The organism is uncultured Serinicoccus sp. (assembly GCF_947487915.1).
Classification (GTDB): domain Bacteria; phylum Actinomycetota; class Actinomycetes; order Actinomycetales; family Dermatophilaceae; genus Ornithinicoccus.
In genome coordinates this window covers 1-21,104 of the sequence record NZ_CANKYH010000013.1, presented here as the reverse complement: position 1 = coordinate 21,104, position 21,104 = coordinate 1, and the positions used below count along the sequence as shown (strand labels likewise).

Here is a 21,104-nt window from a genome sequence, read left to right as displayed (position 1 = left end):
CCGGCCGGTGCCCGCAGGGGGACGCCCTGGTGGTGCCGAGCAGCGGAGGTATGCCCGTGGCCCGCGCGGGGGCGGTGTGCTCAGGTCGTGGCGACGAGCAGCGGGATGGCGGTCTCTGCCGGGGTGATGGAGCCGTGGTGGCCGCGCAGCCGCAGGACCTCGGGACGCAGCGCGCGGGAGTCCAGCATCGTGGCCGGTCCGAGCATGGCCACGACCACCTCGCCGATGCGAGAGTCGTAGCCCTCGCGGACCGGCCCGAACCAGCCTGCCCCGATCGCCTCCTCACGCGTGAGGACCAGGGCCGACTCCCCCAGCTCCTCCCGCCAGGCGGCCACGACGTCGTCGACCGCACCGGGGCGGCACCAGGCCTGCGGCGCCCGCGGCTCACCGGCCAGCAGCTCCACCCCGGCCCCCAGCTCGGGCTCCAGCGCCAGGTCCCGACGGTGCTCGTGCGGCGCCTCGACCATGCCGTGGTCGGCGGTGACGACGACGACGGTGTCCGCTGGGAGCCTCCTCAGCAGGTCCGCGACCCAGGCGTCGAAGATCTCGACCGACTCGCCCCACTCCAGGGAGTCCGGGCCGTGGACGTGGCCGGCCTTGTCGATCTCGTCCCAATAGGCATACACCAGGGCCCTGCCACGCCGCCCCGCCTGCGCCACCGCGTGCAGGACGCCCTCCGTGCGACCGGCGTGGTCCTCGGCCCCGATGAAGGCGCCGCCGCGCAGCGCCGCCCGCGTGAGCCCGGAGCCGGCGTAGGCGGGCTGGGAGACCGTGCTCATCGACACGTCCCGGCGCCCGGCGTGCTGCAGCAGGGTGGGCCACGGCTGGTACTCGTGCGGGTCGGGCCCGTCCTTCCACGCCAGGTGGTTGAAGAGGCGGCCGCGGTGGTTGGTCTGCCACCCGACGATGCCGTGCCCGCCCGCCGCCCGACCGGTGCCGAGCGAGGTCAGGCTGGTGGCCGTCGTCGACGGGAATCCGCAGGCGAACCCCTCCGGCCCGGCGAGGTCGGGGGTCGGCAGACCGCTCAGGGTGCGGGCGTGCCCGCTGCCGCGCCGCAGCTGGTGGGCGCCGAGCCCGTCGGCGAGCACGACGACGACGCGGCGGGTCTCGGGCAGCGTCCAGCCGGCCGGGTCCACCCCGTCGGGCAGGTCGGGCACCCCCAGGGCGCGCAGCGCGGCCGGCAGCACGGAGGCCAGACCGGTGCCCGGTGCTGGTGGCTGGTAGGCCGCGGCCGCCGTCGCGACCAGGTCGGCAGCGGGGCCCTCGGCCCTGCTCATCGACCCAGGCGTCCGGAGAGCTCGCTGGAGAAGATCAGCGCCTGCTCGAGGCGCTCGACGCCGTGCGCCTCCGCGGCGATGCGCAGCGACAGGTCGTCGCTGGAGACGGTGCCCTCGTAGCCGTGGTCCCCCTCGCACTGCGGGTCCTCGCAGACCGCGGGCAGGAGGTCGACGCGGGCGACGGCACCCCAGCCCAGGGTGAGGGTGATGCCGCGGCCGGCGAGGCTGCCGTCGTAGTGCTCCGGGTCGGGCAGGGTGTGCGTGAGCATGACGCCGCGCACCGAGCGCAGCGGCACGGTCTCGCTGGTGGCGGTGGCCATCCGCTGCCCCTCCGGGCCCTCGTGGTCGTCGGCGTGCGCGATGACCAGGCGGCGCTCGGTCAGCACCAGGACGGTGAGGTGGTTGCGGACGGCCATCTCGTCGAAGGTGGTCTCGTCGTGCACGAGGTGGGTGACGACGTGGTCCTTGCCGACGGCGGTGACGACCACGTCGTGCACCACGGCGGGGAGGTACCCCGCCGCGTCGATGTCGGCGACGAGCGACTCGGGCAGCGGCGACCTCACACGACGGACCATGGCCCCATCGTCTCAGACGTCGGCGAGCAGCGTCCGCCGCTCCGCGTCGGCCCGGGTCGGCGCGGGTGCGACGCGGATGCTGGCGCCGAGCACCTCGATGCCGTCCTGGTGGGCCATGACCGGGTTGAGCCGCACGTGGGCGAGCTCGGGGTGGTCGTCGGCGAGCACCGAGACGCGGGCGACGAGGTCGTGCAGGGCGCGCTGGTCGACCGGCATGGCGCCGCGGTAGCCGTCGAGCAGCGGGGCCGCCTTGATGGAGGTGGTGAGCTCGGCGATGTCGACGTCGGTCAGCGGCGGGAAGCGGTGCGCCTCGTCGCCCAGCAGGTCGATCGGCAGCCCGGCCACCCCGAAGCCGACGACCGGCCCGAAGAGCGGGTCCTCGACCGAGTTCACCTCGACCGGCACGCCGTCCGGCGCCATCCGCTGCAGCGCGATCCCGTCCGCACCGAGCGGGTCCGTGAGCGCCTCGAGGTCACGGTAGGCTGCGCCGACGGCCTTGGGGTGGCGCAGCCCCGTGCGCACCCAGCCCCGCCCGGGCTGGTGCTGCAGCAGCGGCGAGGTCGCCTTGAGCACGACGCTGCCGCGCAGCTTCTGGTATGCCTTGACCGCCTCCGCGTCGGAGTGCACCTGGACGACCGGCCAGACCTCGATGCCGTAGGCGCCGAGCACCTCCTCCACCTGCTCCCGGGAGAGCTCGGTCCCCCGGGGCTCCCGGGCCAGCGCGGCCTCGAGCACGGCGGACGCGCGGGCGCGGTCCAGCCCGTCCAGCCGCACCCGCTCCCCCTGGTCGCGGCGCCGCCACTGCGCGTAGCGCACCGCCGCCGCCAGGGCGCGCACCGCGTCCTCGGGCATCGGGTAGGTCGGGACGCCGGCGCCGGGGGTGACGCCACGCATACCGAGGAAGGTCGCGACGCAGGGTTTCTCGTGCCCCGCGACCGCCGCGGCCACGGCGTCGACGACCTCGGGGTCGATGTCGGCGACCGGGGGGATGAAGCAGGCGACGATCGCGTCGACGTCCTCCTGGGCGAGCGCGTGCTCGACCACCTCCCGGAACTCCTCGGTCAGCGCCTCGGCGGAGACCGTCACCGGGCCGTGCACGACGCGCAGCCCCCGGGCGGAGACGGCGTCGGCGGCCAGCGACCCCAGCGCGTTGTTGTTGGTGACGACCGCCACCCGGTCCCCGCGCGGCAGCGGTTGGGAGGCGAGCAGCTGCGCGACGTCGAAGAGCTGGTGGGCGTTGTCGACCCGGATGACCCCGGACTGGCGCAGCATCTGCCCGAAGGTCTCGGGGCGTTCGTGGGTGAGCCGCACCCGGTGCCCCTGCGGGATGGCGTGCTGCCCGGTGCCCGACTTCACCACGATCACCGGCTTGCTGAGCGCCAGCTTGCGGGCGATCCGGGTGAACTTGCGCGGGTTGCCCATGGTCTCGAGGTAGAGCCCGACGACGGTGGTGTTCTCGTCCTCGGTCCAGTACTGCATGAGGTCGTTGCCCGAGATGTCGACCCGGTTGCCGGCCGACGCGAAGGTCGAGATGCCCAGCCCGCGACGCCGGGCGGAGGCGAGCAGCGCGATGCCGAGACCGCCGGACTGGCTGAACAGCCCGAGGCTGCCGAACTCCGGCAGGTGCTCGGAGGCGGCGATGGAGGCGTTGAGCCGGGTCTGCGGGTCGTTGTTGATGAGCCCGAAGCTGGTCGGCCCCAGCACCCGCATGCCGTAGTGGCGGGCCCGGACCAGCAGCTCGTGCTGCAGGGCCCGGCCCTCGGTGCCGGTCTCGGCGAACCCCTCGGAGGCCACGACCAGGGCCTTGACCCCGGCGTCGGCGCACTCGTCCACGATGCCGAGGACCTCCTCGGCCACCACCGCGACGACGGCGAGGTCGACGCCGCCCTCGATGTCGCGGACCGAGGCCACGGCCGGGTGCCCGTTGATGAGGGTGCCGGGGTCGGCGGCGTTGTTGACGGGGTAGACGCGCCCGGTGAAGCCCCCGGCGACGATGTCGTCGAAGAAGGCGCGGCCGATGGTCGCGGGCCGCCGGCTGACCCCCACCACCGCGACCGACTCGGGGTGCAGCACCGCCCGCATGGAGCGGACCTCCGAGCGGTGCTCCCGGGAGGTGCGGACGGCGCGCGAGGCCTCGGTCGGCTCGATGTCGAAGGACACCGCGATGACCCCGTCGTCGAACTCGTGCGAGACCTCGAAGCCGGCGTCGCGGAAGACACCGATCATCTTGCGGTTCTGCGGCAGGACGTCGGCGACGAACCGGGTCACCCCGCCCTCGCGGCCGATGTCGGCCAGGTGCTCGAGCAGCACCGAACCGATGCCGCGGCCCTGGTGGTGGTCGGAGACGTTGAAGGCGACCTCGGCGACCGGGCCGCCGGGGGTGAGCCGGTCGAACCGGCCGATGCCCACCAGGTCGTCGCGGACATACATGACGAGCGCCACCCGGTCGGCGTAGTCCACGTGGGTGAACCGGTGCACGTCCTTGTCGGAGAGCCTCTTGATCGGGGCGAAGAAGCGCAGGTAGATCGACTGCTCGGACTGCGCCTCGTGGAAGCGGTGGATGGCCTCGGTGTCGTCCGGTCGGATCGGCCGGACGTGGGCCACCCGGCCGTCGGACAGGACGACGTCGGCCTCCCACTCGTGCGGATAGCCCGGGGGCAGCTCCTCGGCCTCGCTCATGGCTCCACTATCCCATCGGCAGCGGCACCGGGCCGGGATCTGTCGGTGGTCCGTGCCACGATCGGGGGATGGAGTTCGGCGAGGTGGTGCGACGGCGGCGGATGGTCCGGGCCTACGACCCCGGGCGCCCGGTGTCGCCGGAGGTGCTCACCCGAGCGCTGGAGCACGCGACCCGGGCCCCCAGCGCCGGCTTCTCGCAGGGCTGGGACTTCGTCGTGCTCTCCTCGGAGGAGGAGCGCGGGCGGTTCTGGTCGGCGGCGACCGACCCGGCGGCCCAGGAGCGGATGGACCCGTGGCTGCGCGGGGTGATGAGCGCCCCGTGCCTCATCGTGTGCCTGTCGGACAAGCGGGCCTACCTCGAGCGCTACGCCGAGGCGGACAAGGGCCGCACGGACCGCGACGAGGCCCGCTGGCCGGTCCCCTACTGGGACGTCGACACGGGGATGGCGGCACTGCTCATGCTGCTCACCGCGGTGGACGAGGGGCTGGGCGGGCTCTTCTTCGGGGTCCCGGCCGAGCGGGTGGAGCAGACGCTGACCGCGCTCGGGGCACCGGCGGACCGCCGCGTCGTGGGGGTGGTGGCGATGGGGTATGCCGCCTCGGACCGCGACCGCCGCTCACCCTCCCTGCGACGCGGGCGGCGGCGGCTGGCGGAGGTGGCGCACCGCGGGCGGTTCGGCACCCCGTGGGAGGAGGTGGTCAGCGGACCCTGAGGAAGGCGTCGACCTCGGCCGCGGTGGGCGCGGTCGCGGGACCCCGCCGGGTGACCTTGACCGCGGCCGCGGCGTTGGCGCGCCGCGCTGCCTCGACCCACGGCAGACCGTCCGCGACCCCGGCGCAGAGCACACCGGTATGCGTGTCGCCGGCGCCGTTGGTGTCCACCGCGGTCTGCGGGAAGCCGGGCACGAGGGTCGAGGTCTGCTCCGCCCGGACGACGCAGCCCCGCGGCCCGTCCCGCACGACCACGACCGCGCCGGGGGCCAGCCGCGCCGCGACGTCCTCGGCCAGCGCCTCGAGGTCGGCCCCCTCCTCGTCCACTCCCGCGACTGCCTCGTCCCCGGCGGGTTCACCCATCGCAGGCCCTCCCCCGAGGCCGCGCGCCTCGGCGGCGTTGGACGTCCACACCGTGGTCCGGGCGAGCACCCGCTCCACGACGTCCGGCTCGAAGGTGGCGAAGGGGGCTCCGGGGTCGAGCACGACCTGCACGCCCCCGGGCAGGTCCTCGAGCCAGCCCAGCAGCGGGTCGCGGGTGGGCGGCAGCAACGTGTAGCCGGACACGCAGACCAGGTCACCGTCCGCGGGACCGCTCGTGGCGAGCGAGTCGCGCGTGATGCGGCGCTCCGCCGCCCGGGTCGTGACGAAGGTCCGCTCGGCGCTCGGCTCGACGAGCACGACGCACTCCCCCGTGTCGAGATCGGCCACCGGTGGCGCGCTGGCCTCGACCCCCTCGGCGGCGAGCACGTCACGCACCAGGTCGCCGTTCGGCCCGGTGCCGACCGCTCCGGCGAGCACGGCCTGCCCGCCCGAGCGCGCGGCGGCGACGACGATCGTGACGGCACCACCGGCATACCTCGTGGCGCTGTCGGCCATGACGTTGCCGCCGCGCGGGGGCAGCGTGCCGACCTCGAGCACGAGGTCGACCATGGCCTGGCCGGTGTGGATGACCCTGCGGGCGGGCGACGTCATGGGACGTACCCTGCCACGCCGGCGCACCGCATACCCTCGCCCCATGAGCACCGCGACCGCCGCCGTCCTGCAGCCGCTGCCGACGATCCGCCCCTGGCTGGAGGACGTCTACCGCCACCTGCACGCCCACCCCGAGCTGTCCATGGCCGAGCACGCGACGGCCGCCCGCGTCGTGCAGGAGGTCTCGGGTATGCCCGGCGCCGACGACCTCGAGGTGCACACCGGGATCGGGGGGACCGGGGTGGTGGTGGTCGCGCGCAACGGCGAGGGTCCGACCGTGCTGCTGCGCGCCGACATGGACGCTCTGCCGGTCGCCGAGGACACCGGGCTGGAGTACGCCTCGACGGTGCGGGTCGCCAACGACGCGGGTGAGCAGGTGCCGGTCATGCACGCCTGCGGTCACGACACCCACGTGGCGACGCTGCTGGCGTCCTTGCGGCTGCTGCTGGAGGGTCGGGAGCACTGGGCCGGGACCGTCGTCGCGGTCTTCCAGCCGGCCGAGGAGCAGTTCAACGGTGCCGAGGCGATGGTCGCCGCCGGCCTGGTGGACCTGCTGCCGCGGCCGGACGTCGCGCTCGGCCAGCACGTGCTGCCCGGGCCCGCCGGGTCGGTGCAGGTGGCGCCGGGGCCGATCATGGCCAGCTGCGACGACTTCCGGATCACCCTGCACGGCAAGGGCGGCCACGGCTCGGCGCCGCACACGGCGATCGACCCCGTCGTCATGGCCGCGTCGCTGGTCATGCGCCTCCAGACCGTGGTCTCGCGTCAGGTGTCGCCGCAGGCGACCGCGGTCGTGAGCGTCGGGCGGATCGCGGCAGGCACCAAGACCAACATCATCCCGGCGCACGCCGTGCTGGAGGGGACGGTCCGGACCTACGACGGCGCGGTGGCGGCGCACTGCCTGGAGGTCATCGAGCGCACCGCCCGCGCCGAGGCGCTGGCCTGGGGAGCCCCGGAGCCGGGCTTCGAGACCTTCGACCACCTGCCGGTCACCGACAACGACCCGGGGGCCACCGAGCGGGTGCGGACCGCCCTCGTCGGCGAGCTGGGCGAGGGGCAGGTGCGCGACTTCACCCCCGAGATGGGCTCGGAGGACTTCGGCGAGCTGCCGGCCGCGTGGGGGGTTCCCGGGTGCTACTGGGGGTTCGGAGCCTTCGACGCGCAGGCGTGGGGCGCCGCCGAGGAGCGCGGGACCGAGCGGGCCGACTTCCCCGACAACCACTCCCCGCACTTCGCCCCGGTGCTGCAGCCGATGCTGGACACCGGCGTGCGGGCGATGGTCGCCGCGGCGATGGAGTGGCTCACGCGCTGAGCGACGCCGGAGGTGTGCCACCGAGCGCCGCGAATGGTTGCGCTCACCCCCACCGAGCGCCGCGAATGGTTGCGCTCACCCCCACCGAGCGCCGCGAATGGTTGCGCTCACCCCCACCGAGCGCCGCGAATGGTTGCTCTGTGCCGCCCGCCCGGGCGACCCGATTCCCGTCACCCGGACAGACACCCCCTCACCTCTGTGGGTGAGGTCTGTCGGCGGCCAGCAGTAGCATCGTGGCGTGGCCATCATCGAGGCGCACGACCTGCGCAAGACCTATCATTCCCGCTCCGGAGACGTGCACGCCCTGGCCGGGCTGTCGCTGACCGTCCCCGAGGGCACCGTCAAGGGTCTGCTCGGTCCCAACGGGGCCGGCAAGACCACCACCGTCAAGGTGCTCAACACCCTCCTCCGACCTGACTCCGGCACGGCTAGCGTCGCCGGGGTCGACGTCCTGCACGACCCCGAGGGGGTGCGCAGGGTGATCGGCGCCAGCGGGCAGTACGCCGCGGTGGACGAGCACCTCACCGGTCGGGAGAACCTCGAGATGGTGGGCCGGCTCTACCACCTCGGCGGGGCACGGGCCCGGGCCCGTGCCGGGGAGCTGCTGGAGGAGTTCGACCTCGCCGGGGCCGGCGACCGGCCGGTCAAGGGCTTCTCCGGCGGCATGCGCCGGCGCATCGACCTGGCCTGCGCCCTGGTCAACAGCCCGCAGATCCTCTTCCTCGACGAGCCCACCACCGGGCTCGACCCGCGCAGCCGGCTCGGCCTGTGGGAGGTCATCAAGGACCTGGTGGCCCAGGGCACCACCGTCCTGCTGACGACCCAGTACCTCGAGGAGGCCGACTACCTCGCCGACGACATCAGCGTCATCGACCACGGCACGGTCATCGCGGAGGGCACCGCCGACGAGCTCAAGGCCCAGATCGGCGGGCACCGCGTGGTGGTCACGCTCGTGGACGCCGCGGACGCAGACACCGCTCGGGCCGTCCTCGCCCGGCACGGGACCGAGGAGGTCCAGCAGGACACCGGCGGTCGCACCCTGTCGGTCCCGGTCTCCGAGGGTCCGGGCGCCCTGCAGCACGTCCTGGCCGACCTCGACGGCGAGGGCGTCCGGCTGCACGACGCCGGGATGCGGCGCCCCACCCTGGACGACGTCTTCCTCCGGCTGACCGGCCGGGAGCAGGCCGACGACACCACGAGCGAGCTCGAGGAGAGCGCATGAGCACCGACACCGCGGCCCCGCCGGCCAGGGCCGCCGACGACGACCAGAGGTCCCGGGCCACCAGCCCGCTCGCCTCATGGGCCAGCGACGTCCGCACCGTCACGTGGCGCAACCTCATCAAGTTCCGCCGCAACCCCGAGATCCTGCTCTTCGCGGTCCTGCAGCCCATCATGTTCGTGCTGCTCTTCTCCCAGGTCTACGGCGGCTCGATCCAGATCGACGGAGGCAACTACACCGACTACCTCATGGCCGGCATCTTCGGCCAGACGGTGCTCTTCGGCTCCACCTTCTCCGGCTACCAGATGGCGCAGGACCTCAAGGAGGGGATGATCGACCGCTTCCGGACCCTGCCGATGCACGACTCGGCCGTCCTCTTCGGTCGCACCAACGCCGACCTGGTGCTCAACGGCGTCTCCGTGGTCATCATGATGCTGAGCGGCGCCCTGGTGGGCTGGCGCTTCCACGAGGGCTGGCTCAGCTTCCTCGCCGGCGTCGGGATCCTGCTGCTGTTCAGCTATGCCTTCAGCTGGGTCATGGCGCTGTTGGGCATCGTGGTCCGCACCCCCGAGGTGATCAACAACGCCTCGTTCATGATCCTCTTCCCGCTCACCTTCATCTCCAACGCTTTCGTCCAGACCGACAGGCTGCCCGCGGTGCTGGAGGCGTTCGCCAACTGGAACCCCATCTCGGCCCTGGTCCAGGCGGTGCGCGAGCTCTTCGGCAACACCGGTGTAGCAGCGACCCCGGACACCTTCCCCATGCAGAACCCGATCCTCACCACCGTGGCCATGTCGGTGCTCATGCTGGCCGTCTTCGTGCCCTTGGCGGTCAACCGGTTCCGCCAGGCCTCCTCGCGCTGAGGGGCACGGGGCCGCGGCTCGCGCGGGCCCGTGAGCGATGGTCCTGGCGAGGTGGGTGGGGCCGCGGTGTGCGGCCGCGTGATGGGCGGGGGTCCGGTGGGCTGCGGCCTCGGTGGGCTGCTCAGCTGGTCCGGTCGAGGATGAGCCGCGCCGCTTCCGCCGGGGCGTCCCACTGGGGGAAGTGCCCGCACCGCTCGAACCAGTGCAGCTGCGCGTCCGGGAACGCCGCCACGGCACGCTGCGCCTGCCGGGGCAGCGTCACCAGGTCCCGGCGCCCCCAGCCGATAGTCGCCCGCCCCGGGAGTGTGCCGGCGGGGGCACCCGCCTGCTTCGGTCCCTTGGTCAGCGCATCCATCGCGGCGCCGGTCGACGGGGCGGTGGCCAGCCCGCGCAGGTCCGGAAGCACGGTCTCGGCCGACAGCGCCCAGGGCCGGGCCGAGAACTGCGCCAGCAGGGCCGAGCGGGACACCGGGTTGCCCACCAGGGCGGGGAGCGTCGGTCTGAGCGCTCTGACGAGCCTGATGGAGGGGCGCAGCGTCCCGCTGAAGACGGCGACCTCCCGGTCGGTCCAGAAGCCGCCCGGGTCCAGGGCGACCGTGTCGCCGCCGATACCGCGGCGGGCGAGCTCGAGCACGATCCGCGCCCCCATGGACTGGCCCGCGGTGGACACCGCCCCGAGCCCCTGCTCGTCGATGAAGCCGGCGACCGCATCGGTCAGGGCGGCGATCGAGACCTCCCCGGGCAGGGGCGGGGACTGGCCGAAACCGGGCAGGTCGACGGCGATGACCTCCCGCTCGGCGGCCAACCGGTCGAGGATGGGCGCCCAGGACTGCGAGCCTGCCCCGAGACCGTGGACCAGCAGCAGGGGGCTACCGCTGCCGCGCCGGACGTGATGAAGAGTCATCCGTGGATCCTAGGTGGGGGGCCTGCGACATTCGTGGTGGGAGCAGTCGGACCAGTGGGCCCAGACCCCCGACATCACCGAGTTCGGCAACGGCTTCCGCGATGGATGTGCAGAAACGGTGCGTCATGTCGGTCGTTCTGACGACGGATGTGCCACACCGTTTCCGCACAGGTATGCCTGCGCTCGGCTCTGCTCAGGACGACGTGTGGGCGCGCCAGGCGAGCACGCCGGCGGCGAGGTCCTCGGCCGCCGTGCCCACGGACACGAAGGCGGTGACCTGGTCCGGCGACGTCCGGCCGGGCGAGCGGCCCGAGACGACGTCGGCGAGCGTCGTCGCGACGTCCTGCTCGCTCAGCGTGCCGCGCCGCAGCGGCCCGACCAGCTCGCCTGCGGTCTGCGCCGCCTCGGGCACGTCGACGACGACCCGGGCGGAGGTCATCAGCTCCTCGTCCGCCTCGGTCATCGTCGGCAGGAACGAGCCGACGAGGTCGACGTGGGTCCCGGGCCGGACGTCCCGCCCGAGGACGAGAGGGCTGGTCGCCGAGGTGGCCGTGGTGACGACGTCGGCGGTGCGGACCGCGGCGCGCAGGTCGTCGGCGACGTCAGCGGCATACCCCTGGGTGCGCAGCTGCTCGACGAGGGCGGCCGCGCGGTCGCGGTCGCGGGCCCAGACCCGGGTGATCCCGACGTCGCGGACCGCGGCGTAGCACGGGGGCACGGCCGCGGCGACGTTGCCCGCCCCGACGAGCAGGTGCTCGCCGACCCGCTCGGGGGCCAGGTGGTCGGCGGCGAGGGCGCTGGCGGCAGCCGTGCGCCACCGGGTCAGCTCGGTGCCGTCCAGGACGGCCCCCGGGGAGCCGGTGGCCTGCTCGAGGAGCAGGTAGGTGGCCTGAATCGCCGGCAGCCCGCGCTCCCCGTTGGCCGGATGGTGGGTCGCGACCTTGACGCCCAGCCACCCGTGCAGGCCCCAGGCGGGCTTGAGCAGCAGCGTCGCGGGCGGCTCGCCGCCCAGGGCCTCGAGCATGCGCTCCGGCACGGTCGGCCCCGGGCCGGCGAAGACTTCCCGCAGCGCCTCGACCAGCGCCTCCGGGTCGAGGCCGGCCCGGACCGCGGTGGCGTCGAGGACCTCCATCAGACCGTGGCCCGCTCCCCCGCCAGCCAGACCGAGGACACCCGCTCCCCGAGGCCGGCCAGGTCGTCCCACGCCCCGTCGAGGACGACGACGTCACCGACCTTGCCCGGCTCGAGGGTGCCGTGGTCCTCCCCGACCCCGAGCAGCTCGGCCGCGACCTGGGTGGTGGCGTGCCACGCCCCCAGCTCGCTCATCCCCAGATCGCGCATGATCGCCAGCTCGTCGAGGTTGGTGCCGTGGACGCCCACCCCGGAGTCGGTGCCCATCGCCACCTTGACCCCGGCGGCGATGGCGCGGCGGACGGACTCGTCGTGCGCCTCGGACACCATGCGGGCCTTGGCGACTACGGCGTCCGGCAACGGGACGCCCGCGTCGGCCTGGGACAGCACGGCGCGCGGTGCCAGCAGGGTGGGCACCAGCCAGGTGCCGCGCTCGAGCATCATCTCGATCGCCTCGTCGTCCAGGTAGATCCCGTGCTCGATGGAACGGATCCCCCCGCGGATGGCCGTCTTGATACCGTCGGTCGCCTGCGCGTGCGCCATGACGTGGAGGCCGGCGGCGGTGGCCTCGGTCACCAGGGCGGCGATCTCGTCGTCACGCAGGTGGCCGTGCAACGGGTTGCTGCGCGGCGAGAGCACGCCGCCGCTGGTGGCGACCTTGATGACGTCGGCGCCCCCACGGACCAGCTCGCGCACCTTGCGGCGCATCTCGACCGGCCCGTCCACGACGCCCGAGGGGCACCCCGGGTGCTCGGGCATGAGGTCCACGTGGGCGCCGCACAGCTGCCACCCGTCGCCGTGACCGCCCGTCTGGCTGATCATCGTCAGCGCGATCTGCATCCGTGGACCCGGCGTGACGCCGCGGCGCACCGCCTCGGCGACCCCGAGGTCGGAGCCGCCGGCGTCGCGCACCCAGGTGATGCCCGTCGCGAGCGTGGTGCGCATGCGCTCCGCCGCCTGGAAGAAGGCCAGGCTGAAGGGGGTCTGCAGGATGCGGCTGATGCTCGGCTGCTCGAACATGAAGTGCACGTGGCAGTCGAAGAGGCCCGGCAGCACGGTCTGCCCGGCGCACTCGACGACCGTGTCCGCCTCGACGCCGAGGCCGGGCCCGACCTCGACGACGCGGCCGTCGACCACGTGGACATCCGCGACGCGGGGCTCGGACAGGGTGCCGTCGACGACCGTGCCGCCGGTGAAGAGAGTGCTCGTCATGCTCCCGAGGCTAACCGGGACATGTCTGCGATGATCGGCGCCATGCTCGCCATCCTCGGGGCCATCGACGCGGAGGTCGCCGACAACCGGCGGCTGCTGGACGACCCGGTCGAGTTGCGGGCGGGGCGCCTGAGCGTCCACCGCGGCCGCCTGCACGGGTCCGAGGTGCTGCTGGCCCGGTGCGGCGTGGGCAAGGTCAACGCCGCCATGGCGACCACCGTCCTGCACTCCGCCGGCGCCACCTCATTGCTGTTCACCGGTGTCGCCGGTGGCGTCGCCCCCGGTCAACGGGTGGGTGACCTCGTCGTCGCGACCGACCTGGTCCAGCACGACGTGGACGTCACGGCGCTCGGCCGGCCACCCGGTCAGCTGCTGGGAGAGCCGGCGTCCTGGGCGGCCGACCCGGCGATGAGCGAGCACCTGGTGGCCGCCGCCGGCGCCTGCGCCGCACGCGACGGCAGGACGCTGCACGAGGGACGTATCGCCTCCGGTGACCAGTTCGTGGCCTCGGCTGCGCGGGCGGCGGCAGTCCACGCCGAGTTCGGCGCGGTCTGCGTGGAGATGGAGGGTGCGGCGGTGGCCCAGGCCGCCACGTCGCTCGGGATTCCGTTCGCTGTCCTGCGGGCGCTCTCCGACACCGCGGACCCCGGCGCCGCGCGGGACTTCCCCGCCTTCCTCGACGGGTCGGCGAGGCTCATGGCCGACGTCGTGGAGTGCTACCTCCGCGGGGCTCGGTCGAAGATCGCGCTGTAGCGTTGAGGGCGAGCTGCCCTCCGAGCTGGGCGTGGAGCACGGTGGAGCCCGCGCCGATGGTGCCGGCGCCGGTGCTGCGGAGGCGACCAGGGCCCACTGGCTCGGCCTCGGCCGACCCAGACCCCCCGCACCTCCCCCATGACCGCCGCGCCTCCTCGGTGATCCCGGGCGCACGGCATACCCTGGGACGACCCTGACACGCCCGTCCGGGCCACCGTGAGCACGAAAGGTCGCCCCACCCCCTCATGGCTCGTCGCAAGCGCCCGCAGAGCGAAGACCTCTTCGACGTCGAGGAGAAGATCCTCGAGGTCGATGTCCAGGAGGAGATGGAGGGCGCCTTCCTGGAGTACGCCTACTCGGTGATCTACTCCCGGGCGCTGCCGGACGCGCGGGACGGTCTGAAGCCGGTGCAGCGGCGCATCCTCTACGCGATGAACGAGCTGGGGCTGCGGCCGGACCGGCCGCACGTGAAGTGCTCGCGGGTCGTCGGTGAGGTGATGGGCAAGTACCACCCGCACGGGGACACCGCGATCTACGACGCGATGGTGCGGATGGCCCAGCCGTTCACGATGCGGCTGCCGCTGGTCGACGGGCACGGCAACTTCGGCTCGCTCGACGACGGCCCCGCGGCCAGCCGCTACACCGAGGCGCGGATGGCGCCGGCGGCGCTGCTCATGACCGGCGGTCTGGACGAGAGCACCGTCGACTACGTCCCCAACTACGACGACCAGCTGTTCCAGCCCGAGGTGCTGCCCGCGGCATACCCCAACCTGCTGGTCAACGGTGCCACCGGGATCGCGGTCGGCATGGCGACCAACATGCCGCCGCACAACCTCGGCGAGGTCATCGGGGCCGCGCGGCACCTCATCGCGAACCCCGAGGCCGACCTGGAGGCGCTCATGCGCTTCGTCCCCGGGCCGGACCTGCCGCTGGGCGGGCGGATCGTCGGGCTGGATGGCATCCGGGAGGCCTACGAGAGCGGGCGCGGGTCGTTCAAGACGCGTGCGACGGCGCGGATCGAGAACGTCACGCCGCGCAAGAAGGGCATCGTCGTCACCGACCTGCCCTACCTCGTGGGGCCGGAGAAGGTCATCGAGAAGGTCAAGCAGCTGGCCCAGGCCAAGAAGCTGCAGGGCGTCTCGGACATCATCGACCTCACCGACCGGACCAAGGGGCTGCACCTGGTCATCGAGATCAAGACCGGCTTCAACCCCGACGCGGTGCTGGAGCAGCTCTACAAGCTCACCCCCATGGGGGAGTCCTTCGGGATCAACAACGTGGCGCTCGTCGAGGGGCAGCCGCGCACCCTGGGGCTCAAGGACCTGCTGCAGGTGTATGTCGACTTCCGCACCGACGTGGTGCGGCGCCGGACCGCGCACCGGCTGGGCAAGAAGAAGGACCGGCTGCACCTGGTCGAAGGCCTGCTCATCGCGATCCTGGACATCGACGAGGTCATCCAGCTCATCCGGGCGGCCGAGGACGTCGCCACGGCGCGGACCCGGCTCATGCAGGTCTTCGACCTGTCCGAGATCCAGGCCAACCACATCCTGGACCTGCAGCTGCGACGGCTGACGAAGTTCTCCCGGATCGAGCTGGAGAGCGAGCGGGACGAGCTGAAGCGCGCGATCGAGGCCCTGGAGGCGATCCTCGCTGACCAGCAGCTGCTGCTCACGGTCGTCAGTGACGAGCTCGCCGCGGTGGCGGCCGAGCACGGCACGCCGCGCCGGACCGTGCTGCTGGAGAGCGACGGCACCGGCGCCGCCTCCGCGGCGGGAGGGCCGGCGACTGGGGGCAAGGCCGCGGGGATGGACCTCGAGGTCGCCGACGACCCGTGCTGGGTGCTGCTCTCCACCACCGGCCTGCTGGCGCGGGCCGGCGTCTCGGACGAAGAGCCGCTCAGCACCGGCGGGCGCCGGTCCAAGCACGACGTGATCCGGTCGCGGGTGCGGACTACTGCTCGCGGGACCGTAGGCCTGCTCACCAGCGCAGGGCGCGTGGTGACGTTGTCGGTGGTCGAGCTGCCGGCGCTGCCGCCGTCGGCAGAGGCCCCGAACCTCTCCGGAGGTGCCCCGCTGTCGGCCTTCGTGGACCTGCCACCCGGCGAGCAGGTGCTCGGGCTGTGCTCACTGACCGGGGACGGGCCTGGGTTGGCGATCGGAACCAAACAGGGCGTGGTCAAGCGCGTGAACCCCGACTATCCCGGCCACCGGGACGCCTTCGAGGTGATCTCGCTCAAGGACGGCGACAGCGTCGTCGGTGCGGTTGAACTGTCCACCGGGGACGAGGAGCTGGTCTTCGTCACCTCCGACTCCCAGCTGCTGCGCTTCGCCTCCTCGCTGGTCAGGGCGCAAGGCCGCTCCGGCGGCGGCATCGCCGGTATCAAGCTCGGTACCGGCGCGAGCGTCATCGGTTTCGGCGCCGTGGACTCGAGCGTGGAGAACGTCGTCGTCACCGTCGCCGGGTCCGCTGGTGCGGCCCCGGGCGCCCAGACGGGGTCGGTCAAGGTCACTGATCTGTGGGCCTACCCCACCAAGGGGCGCGCGACCGGCGGGGTGCGCTGCCACCGGCTCCTGCGGGGCGAGGACGCGCTCGTGCTGGGCTGGGCCGGCGCCGCTCCCCCGCGCGCGGCATCCGCCAACGGCGTCGCGGTCGAACTGCCGGAGACGAACGACAAGCGCGACGGCTCAGGAGTCCCCGCCGCCGCACCCATCGCCGCCGTCGGCTGAAGCGGTCGGTACATCTCTGTACTGCCGAAGAGCGGTCGTCCCCTGGAGGTCGCTTCAAGCGTCATTTCGCCCCGGTTGGCGCCTTTGGGGTGGTCTCCTCCCTGTCACGCCTCAGCGTTGGTCTCCCACGCTCGTTGACATATCCGGTGGAGGATCCGGCGTTGTATGCGAGGGAAGGAGCCATGCGAAGGCCTCACGGACGACCTCTTCGTCTGTGTCGAGAATTTCGAGGCTGGCGCGGATGAGTCCGTGTAGAGCGATCACCCATGCCCGACCGACCGTAACCACGCCGCCATAGGCGAGGTCCAGGCTAGGGATCAGGTGGCCTCGGTGCAGCACGTTGCGACAGCGCTCCATGCACTCCATCTCCACGGCCCACCACTCTGAGTGCGTGAATCCGCTCTGCAACTGGAACGCATGGCGGTAGAGGTCCAGCAGACCAGCTTCGTCAGCCATCGTCCTGAGGGTCTTGCCTGAGAAAGTGCTGCCCAAGTCGACCGAGACGTAATCGAGAAGGTCATCGTTGTGGCTCAAACGAGACATCTCGTCGATGGCGTCGGAGGCTCCGTTGAGTAGCCACTCCGGGGGGATCTCTCGGGCGATGAGGGAGTTCAGCTTCGCCTTGCCAGCGCCGTAGGCCTTGTACTTGCGATAGATCTCCTCGTCCTGGGTCGACATCCACGCAAGGACAATGCGACTTTCCACGAGAGTTCTTCCGATGTGCGACCCGTGCTCGGTGCACCAAAGGTCAGGTGTGCCGAGGCCCGTAATCACCTCTCGCGCAGCACGCGACACGATTCCCGTATGCACCTCCTGGGCATCCGGATCGTAGATCCGCTGAGCACCTGTCTCGATTGCCTCGACATAGCTGGTGAACAGGTCCATGGCTCGTTGCCTGAAGTCCCCGGGCTGCAAACCGATGGTTTCGGGCTGATCGTCCGTCCAATCGCGGTCTTGCTCAGGCTCCATCACATCGGCGAGGTCAAGAGGGGAGGTATCGCCCGCGTCTCTAGTTCCAGGCTTACCGGTTGACCGAGACGGTGGATCGCAGGCGGAAGGGTCGCCCTCCGGGCCCCCACGGACTCGACCGGTTGCACCCCGCAGTTCGCGCGCCCGTACGCATTGGGTGAACAGCGAGTTGACCTGCCAAAAGGCGCGCGCCCAATCAGCCCGCGGTTGCGCGTACTCGGGGTGGGCTATCGAGTCTGCGGCCCTGCGTGCTCCCCATGCGGCACGAATGTTCGTGTCCGCCAAGGACCGCGTGGCCTCATCGACGGGGTAGTTGCGTAGCAACTCGATGAAGCCTCGGTCAGCGGACAACGTCCCGCCCTGAATGGCCGCCCAGAAGCGCAGGCACTTGACGATCGCCTCGCGATGCCCGTCGGTGATCGCTTCCCGCACGGCAGTCGCGAGGAGTGCGGCGTCGTCGCTGGTGGGTCTGCCGTGGGTATTGTCGAAAAGCCATTTAGCTGGCCGCTGTGGGTAGACACCCAGCGCCCTGGCGACGGTGTGAGTGCGCAACCCGTGCTCGTCGGCGCGTTGTACGACCACATCTTGGGCCGAGGGTTCTCGCTCAACCAGCCTGTCCAAGCCCGTGAGGCTTCCATCGAGGCAGTCAGTCAGTTGTGCGTCGCGCTCGATTAGGTCACGTAGGTCGTCGAGCACGTCCTTCTGAAAACGCACAAACTGCACTGCCACTCTTGAACTGCCCTTCTCCGCGAGGAAGAGGGCCGGCCACAGGAGGTCCGGCAGGTCGTCACGGATCCAGTTGCCGATCTGCAGGATCCCGCTGGCTGCCAAGGGAGTGGAGTAGGTTCGGCCCCGGCGTACGTGTCCTTGTAGCGGACCAGTGGGCTCCGTCGGGCGCGGCAACTTCATGCGGTGAGCGTACTTGCGACGACCGACGCCGGGTCGCGATGCTTGTATCGCCGCGCGCAGCCGTCAGCAAGGCCAGGCCTGTGCGCACAGTCAGGGCCGACCGGCGTTAGAACCCTGCGCCTGACCAAAGGCACCATAATCTCTGCGCATGGCACGAGAGTCAGCAGAGCTTCGTGGCCGCGCCAAGGTGCGGCCGTTTCGGGTAGGTCAGCTGGTCGACCTTGCCGACTCGGCAGCCGTCCGTGCGGCTATCGCCAACCTGAGCCACGTCTGGGGCGGCTACTACACCCCGATCCTCGACGTGAACCAGCCGTTCGACGCGATCGAGTTCCAAGCACGCGTCTTTGACCTCGACTCCCTATACCTCGAACACGACGAAGACGACGAGGGCAGCGGCAGCAGCAGTGAGTTGTTCGATGAGCTCCTGCGCAGCGGGTGGCTCTGGCGCAGCCTCGGCAAGTACGGGCCGTTCACCAGCGAAGCTGAAGATGGCTTCCGGACCGGAGTTCTTCCGACGAGCGCGGTCGCGATCGAACAGCCGCCCCTGTACGTCCCGACCTGGAGCGACACCGATCCCATGGCGGACTTCTACGCCGCGCTGTTCGGAGCCCTACAAGCTGGCGAGGATCCGTGGGCACCCACCGGCTCACAAATGGTCGGGATCGGTGCACTCTTGTCCAGGCCGGGCCTGACGGTGGACGACGTCGGTATCATCCAGGCATCTAGAGTCGGGCTGAGCCCTGAGCCGCACTTTGACGTGGCTTGGATGAACGGGGTGTTCGTCGTTCGACCCGACAACCCTCGAGACCTGGTGGCCTTCTGGAACATGCGGTCCTTCGGCCGACCCGTGGTCCCCGTGCCGGCTGAAGGCGGCGAGGAGCTGTTGCCGTTCCTTACTCGCGGCAGCGTTCCAGGCGGCACGTCGGTGCACGGAGGTCCTGAACGACGCACGGAGAGGTACCTGGGTGTGTGGCAGCTGCCGAACGCCTCACCCGCTACCCGAGCGGCGATCGATGCCATGGCGGGAAGGCTCGGCATGGTCGTGCGTGAGCACCGGCCCGAGGAGCCTCGTCACTACCGATTCCCCGGCATCGATAGTCGCTTCAAGTCCTCGGTTCGTGCCGAGTTCGCACCGACCGCGGCGCACGCCATGGTTCGTGTGCCGAGCGTTCCTGTCACAGCAGAAGCGCACCACGTGATGCCCGGAACGGTGGCCGTCGAGGTCGATGTGAATACCGTCGTCGGCCTGGATCCTCGATCTGTAGCGTGCTTGCCACCTTTGCGACGGTTCGGTCGCCTGCAGGAGCGGGTCGCATTCAGCCATACTCACGATGTTCGCGTCAACGCCGACGGCGAAGGTGTGGTCCTGGGCGTGTCGGCGCGAAACGACGAGGTGCCTGTCGCATTTGTGTTTCAGCTGGACGCGATCGCAACCCTCCTCGACGACGAGAGCGTCAAGGTCGCCCAATCGGAGGACGGGCGTTTTCAGACACGGGCCGCACAGATGCTAGGCGGCCCCGCAGGCGACCTCCTAACCCAACCGGGAATTAGAGCGCTCATCGAGAAGGCCGGCCGTTCGACAACTGGGTTGCCACTGCAACAACTGCGGGCAGAAATTTTGAACAACCGCGGAGCTTGGCCGGACAAGTTGACCGCGTTCAGAACCAGTCCCGCCGAATACGCCGACAACCTCGTCAACCGTCTCCTGTACAGCGGTCTATTTGTGCCCATGCTCGACGTCCACTGCAGCCACTGCCGGGTGGACATGCAAGTCTCGCCGCGAGACCTAGATGCCACAATCCAATGTGAATTCTGTGGCGAGACCTTCCGTCTCGCACTGTCGCTCGCGCTATCAAAGTCGCACTGGCGTTTCAGGCTTGCCGGCCATCTCGGTTCCGAAAAGGTCAAGGCCCTGCTCCCAGCCCTGGCGACTTCGTCGGTTCTCAACCACCTCTCCGTCCGGCTTAGCGCAGCCGGCCCACACGCCTTCGGGGTCGAGTTCAAGCTCACCGGCAGCGGGCGCATGGAAGCTGACATCGTCACATGGTTGCCCTACCCGAACTTCACGGCCGCTGTCGCCGAGGTCAAGAACGGCAATTGGATCGACGGGAACGACGTCCAGAACCTCGAGGACCTTCAGAACCGGTTCGACCGGGCAAAGGTCCGTTCCGTCCTGGTGTTCAGCTCCCTCAAAGCGGCTCTAGCACCTGAAGAGCGGGACGTACTGCGGGCACTCGTCGAACGCGCGACCTGGACCAGCACGGCCATGGGGGCCCAACTGCCTCGGCTTCCGCTCGTCCTCATCAGCACCGACCTGTCAGTGCCCTCGAACGACAACAACCACCCCGTGCGCTGGGAGGCACCAGGCAACGCCGGAGTGTTCGCCACCGCAATTGAATCCTGCAAACGAAACCTCGGCCTGGTTGACATCGCCCCGGCACCGGAGGGCAGCGCGACAAAGTTTGTCTGCACGTGGAGTGACTAGCCACCGATGTCCGCTGCGGAGTGATGATGCGCGACCCATCGTTTGTCTTCATCATGGTTGACAGAGACGTACGTACCCCTCCCGCCGCAGACTAAGTACGCTGCGTCTACCGGATTTGCCGCCAAGCGCGTCCGCGTCCAGAGGAGAGGCCGGTCCAGGGTCGACCTACTTGCCGCCCGCCGCACGGTAGAGGCCTACGAAGCCAACGACGCCGCACCCGAGTCCCAGTACGCCGAGGCCGAAGAGCAGTAAGGTCGATTCGAAGGTGATACCGAAGATTGCCCCGAGGCCCATCAGGACAGCAGCAAGACCGATCCAGGTGCTGTAGTGAATCGCCCCGGGTTTCGTGGAGGCTCGGTTAGGTGGTTCGGACCTCGGTGAGGACCGGGTTCTTACGGTAGTGC

At 71.2% G+C, this 21,104-nt stretch carries 15 protein-coding genes; 7 read left to right on the top strand and 8 right to left on the bottom strand.

Annotated features, from left to right (window positions below):
* Positions 1-80 precede the first annotated feature (80 nt).
* From Q0795_RS15615 to Q0795_RS15605, 3 genes are read right to left on the bottom strand one after another with little or no spacing between them, the layout of a single operon-like run.
* Positions 81-1,277, bottom strand: coding sequence for an alkaline phosphatase family protein (locus Q0795_RS15615; protein WP_298891205.1), 1,197 nt, complete (start codon positions 1,275-1,277; stop codon positions 81-83).
* Positions 1,274-1,852 carry a DUF5998 family protein gene (locus tag Q0795_RS15610; RefSeq protein ID WP_298891203.1) on the bottom strand — a complete coding sequence of 193 codons (579 nt, stop codon included), beginning with the start codon at positions 1,850-1,852 and terminating at the stop codon, positions 1,274-1,276. The genes Q0795_RS15615 and Q0795_RS15610 overlap by 4 nt, the downstream gene beginning before the upstream one ends.
* A 12-nt stretch (positions 1,853-1,864) precedes the next feature.
* Positions 1,865-4,531 carry a GNAT family N-acetyltransferase gene (locus Q0795_RS15605; protein WP_298891201.1) on the bottom strand — a complete coding sequence of 889 codons (2,667 nt, stop codon included), beginning with the start codon at positions 4,529-4,531 and terminating at the stop codon, positions 1,865-1,867.
* Positions 4,532-4,599: 68 nt separating this feature from the next.
* Here Q0795_RS15605 and Q0795_RS15600 point away from each other — a divergent pair, with 68 nt between their 5' ends.
* Positions 4,600-5,244: a nitroreductase family protein gene (locus Q0795_RS15600; protein ID WP_298891199.1), complete on the top strand. Its 645-nt coding sequence runs from the start codon at positions 4,600-4,602 to the stop codon at positions 5,242-5,244.
* Here Q0795_RS15600 and Q0795_RS15595 read toward each other — a convergent pair.
* The gene (locus Q0795_RS15595; RefSeq protein ID WP_298891197.1) at positions 5,231-6,217 is read right to left on the bottom strand and encodes a PfkB family carbohydrate kinase; all 987 of its coding nucleotides are present in this window, start codon (positions 6,215-6,217) and stop codon (positions 5,231-5,233) included. The two genes, Q0795_RS15600 and Q0795_RS15595, sit on opposite strands and share 14 nt — an antisense overlap.
* A 43-nt stretch (positions 6,218-6,260) precedes the next feature.
* Here Q0795_RS15595 and Q0795_RS15590 point away from each other — a divergent pair, with 43 nt between their 5' ends.
* The 3 genes from Q0795_RS15590 (at position 6,261) to Q0795_RS15580 (ending at position 9,611) form a co-directional block, all read left to right on the top strand.
* The gene (locus tag Q0795_RS15590; protein WP_298891195.1) at positions 6,261-7,529 is read left to right on the top strand and encodes an amidohydrolase; all 1,269 of its coding nucleotides are present in this window, start codon (positions 6,261-6,263) and stop codon (positions 7,527-7,529) included.
* Positions 7,530-7,767: 238 nt separating this feature from the next.
* Entirely contained in the window at positions 7,768-8,751 is a 984-nt protein-coding gene (locus Q0795_RS15585) for an ATP-binding cassette domain-containing protein (protein ID WP_298891193.1), read from the top strand.
* Positions 8,748-9,611 (top strand): ABC transporter permease, encoded by an 864-nt coding sequence (locus tag Q0795_RS15580; protein WP_298891191.1) that lies wholly within the window; start codon positions 8,748-8,750, stop codon positions 9,609-9,611. The genes Q0795_RS15585 and Q0795_RS15580 overlap by 4 nt, the downstream gene beginning before the upstream one ends.
* A 121-nt stretch (positions 9,612-9,732) precedes the next feature.
* On the opposite strand, the gene Q0795_RS15575 is transcribed toward Q0795_RS15580, so the two are convergent.
* The 3 genes from Q0795_RS15575 to Q0795_RS15565 all read right to left on the bottom strand — a co-directional run bounded on the left by Q0795_RS15575 (position 9,733) and on the right by Q0795_RS15565 (position 12,858).
* Positions 9,733-10,515 carry an alpha/beta fold hydrolase gene (locus Q0795_RS15575; RefSeq protein ID WP_298891189.1) on the bottom strand — a complete coding sequence of 261 codons (783 nt, stop codon included), beginning with the start codon at positions 10,513-10,515 and terminating at the stop codon, positions 9,733-9,735.
* A gap of 193 nt (positions 10,516-10,708) precedes the next feature.
* Positions 10,709-11,647: an ornithine cyclodeaminase family protein gene (locus Q0795_RS15570; protein ID WP_298891187.1), complete on the bottom strand. Its 939-nt coding sequence runs from the start codon at positions 11,645-11,647 to the stop codon at positions 10,709-10,711.
* Entirely contained in the window at positions 11,647-12,858 is a 1,212-nt protein-coding gene (locus tag Q0795_RS15565; RefSeq protein WP_298891186.1) for an amidohydrolase family protein, read from the bottom strand. Before Q0795_RS15565 ends, Q0795_RS15570 begins: the two co-directional genes overlap by 1 nt.
* 21 nt (positions 12,859-12,879) lie before the next feature.
* Between Q0795_RS15565 and Q0795_RS15560 the strand changes: the two genes are divergently transcribed.
* Together Q0795_RS15560 and Q0795_RS15555 are read left to right on the top strand one after the other, a co-directional pair.
* Positions 12,880-13,611 carry a 5'-methylthioadenosine/adenosylhomocysteine nucleosidase gene (locus Q0795_RS15560; RefSeq protein WP_298891184.1) on the top strand — a complete coding sequence of 244 codons (732 nt, stop codon included), beginning with the start codon at positions 12,880-12,882 and terminating at the stop codon, positions 13,609-13,611.
* Between the two features lie 245 nt (positions 13,612-13,856).
* Positions 13,857-16,337 (top strand): DNA topoisomerase IV subunit A, encoded by a 2,481-nt coding sequence (locus Q0795_RS15555; RefSeq protein WP_298891181.1) that lies wholly within the window; start codon positions 13,857-13,859, stop codon positions 16,335-16,337.
* 111 nt (positions 16,338-16,448) lie between these two features.
* Here Q0795_RS15555 and Q0795_RS15550 read toward each other — a convergent pair whose 3' ends face one another.
* Entirely contained in the window at positions 16,449-18,215 is a 1,767-nt protein-coding gene (locus tag Q0795_RS15550) for a DUF5677 domain-containing protein (protein WP_298891179.1), read from the bottom strand.
* Between the two features lie 148 nt (positions 18,216-18,363).
* Between Q0795_RS15550 and Q0795_RS15545 the strand changes: the two genes are divergently transcribed.
* Complete coding sequence (locus Q0795_RS15545) at positions 18,364-20,700, top strand: hypothetical protein (protein WP_298891177.1); 2,337 nt, start codon at positions 18,364-18,366, stop codon at positions 20,698-20,700.
* The last annotated feature ends 404 nt before the right edge of the window (positions 20,701-21,104 follow it).

Coding starts and splice junctions, on each gene's coding strand:
- Q0795_RS15615 (WP_298891205.1), bottom strand. CDS start 1,277: ATGAGCAGGGCCGAGGGCCCCGCTGCCGACCTGGTCGCGACGGCGGCC.
- Q0795_RS15610 (WP_298891203.1), bottom strand. CDS start 1,852: ATGGTCCGTCGTGTGAGGTCGCCGCTGCCCGAGTCGCTCGTCGCCGAC.
- Q0795_RS15605 (WP_298891201.1), bottom strand. CDS start 4,531: ATGAGCGAGGCCGAGGAGCTGCCCCCGGGCTATCCGCACGAGTGGGAG.
- Q0795_RS15600 (WP_298891199.1), top strand. CDS start 4,600: ATGGAGTTCGGCGAGGTGGTGCGACGGCGGCGGATGGTCCGGGCCTAC.
- Q0795_RS15595 (WP_298891197.1), bottom strand. CDS start 6,217: ATGACGTCGCCCGCCCGCAGGGTCATCCACACCGGCCAGGCCATGGTC.
- Q0795_RS15590 (WP_298891195.1), top strand. CDS start 6,261: ATGAGCACCGCGACCGCCGCCGTCCTGCAGCCGCTGCCGACGATCCGC.
- Q0795_RS15580 (WP_298891191.1), top strand. CDS start 8,748: ATGAGCACCGACACCGCGGCCCCGCCGGCCAGGGCCGCCGACGACGAC.
- Q0795_RS15575 (WP_298891189.1), bottom strand. CDS start 10,515: ATGACTCTTCATCACGTCCGGCGCGGCAGCGGTAGCCCCCTGCTGCTG.
- Q0795_RS15570 (WP_298891187.1), bottom strand. CDS start 11,647: ATGGAGGTCCTCGACGCCACCGCGGTCCGGGCCGGCCTCGACCCGGAG.
- Q0795_RS15565 (WP_298891186.1), bottom strand. CDS start 12,858: ATGACGAGCACTCTCTTCACCGGCGGCACGGTCGTCGACGGCACCCTG.
- Q0795_RS15560 (WP_298891184.1), top strand. CDS start 12,880: ATGTCTGCGATGATCGGCGCCATGCTCGCCATCCTCGGGGCCATCGAC.
- Q0795_RS15555 (WP_298891181.1), top strand. CDS start 13,857: ATGGCTCGTCGCAAGCGCCCGCAGAGCGAAGACCTCTTCGACGTCGAG.
- Q0795_RS15550 (WP_298891179.1), bottom strand. CDS start 18,215: ATGAAGTTGCCGCGCCCGACGGAGCCCACTGGTCCGCTACAAGGACAC.
- Q0795_RS15545 (WP_298891177.1), top strand. CDS start 18,364: ATGGCACGAGAGTCAGCAGAGCTTCGTGGCCGCGCCAAGGTGCGGCCG.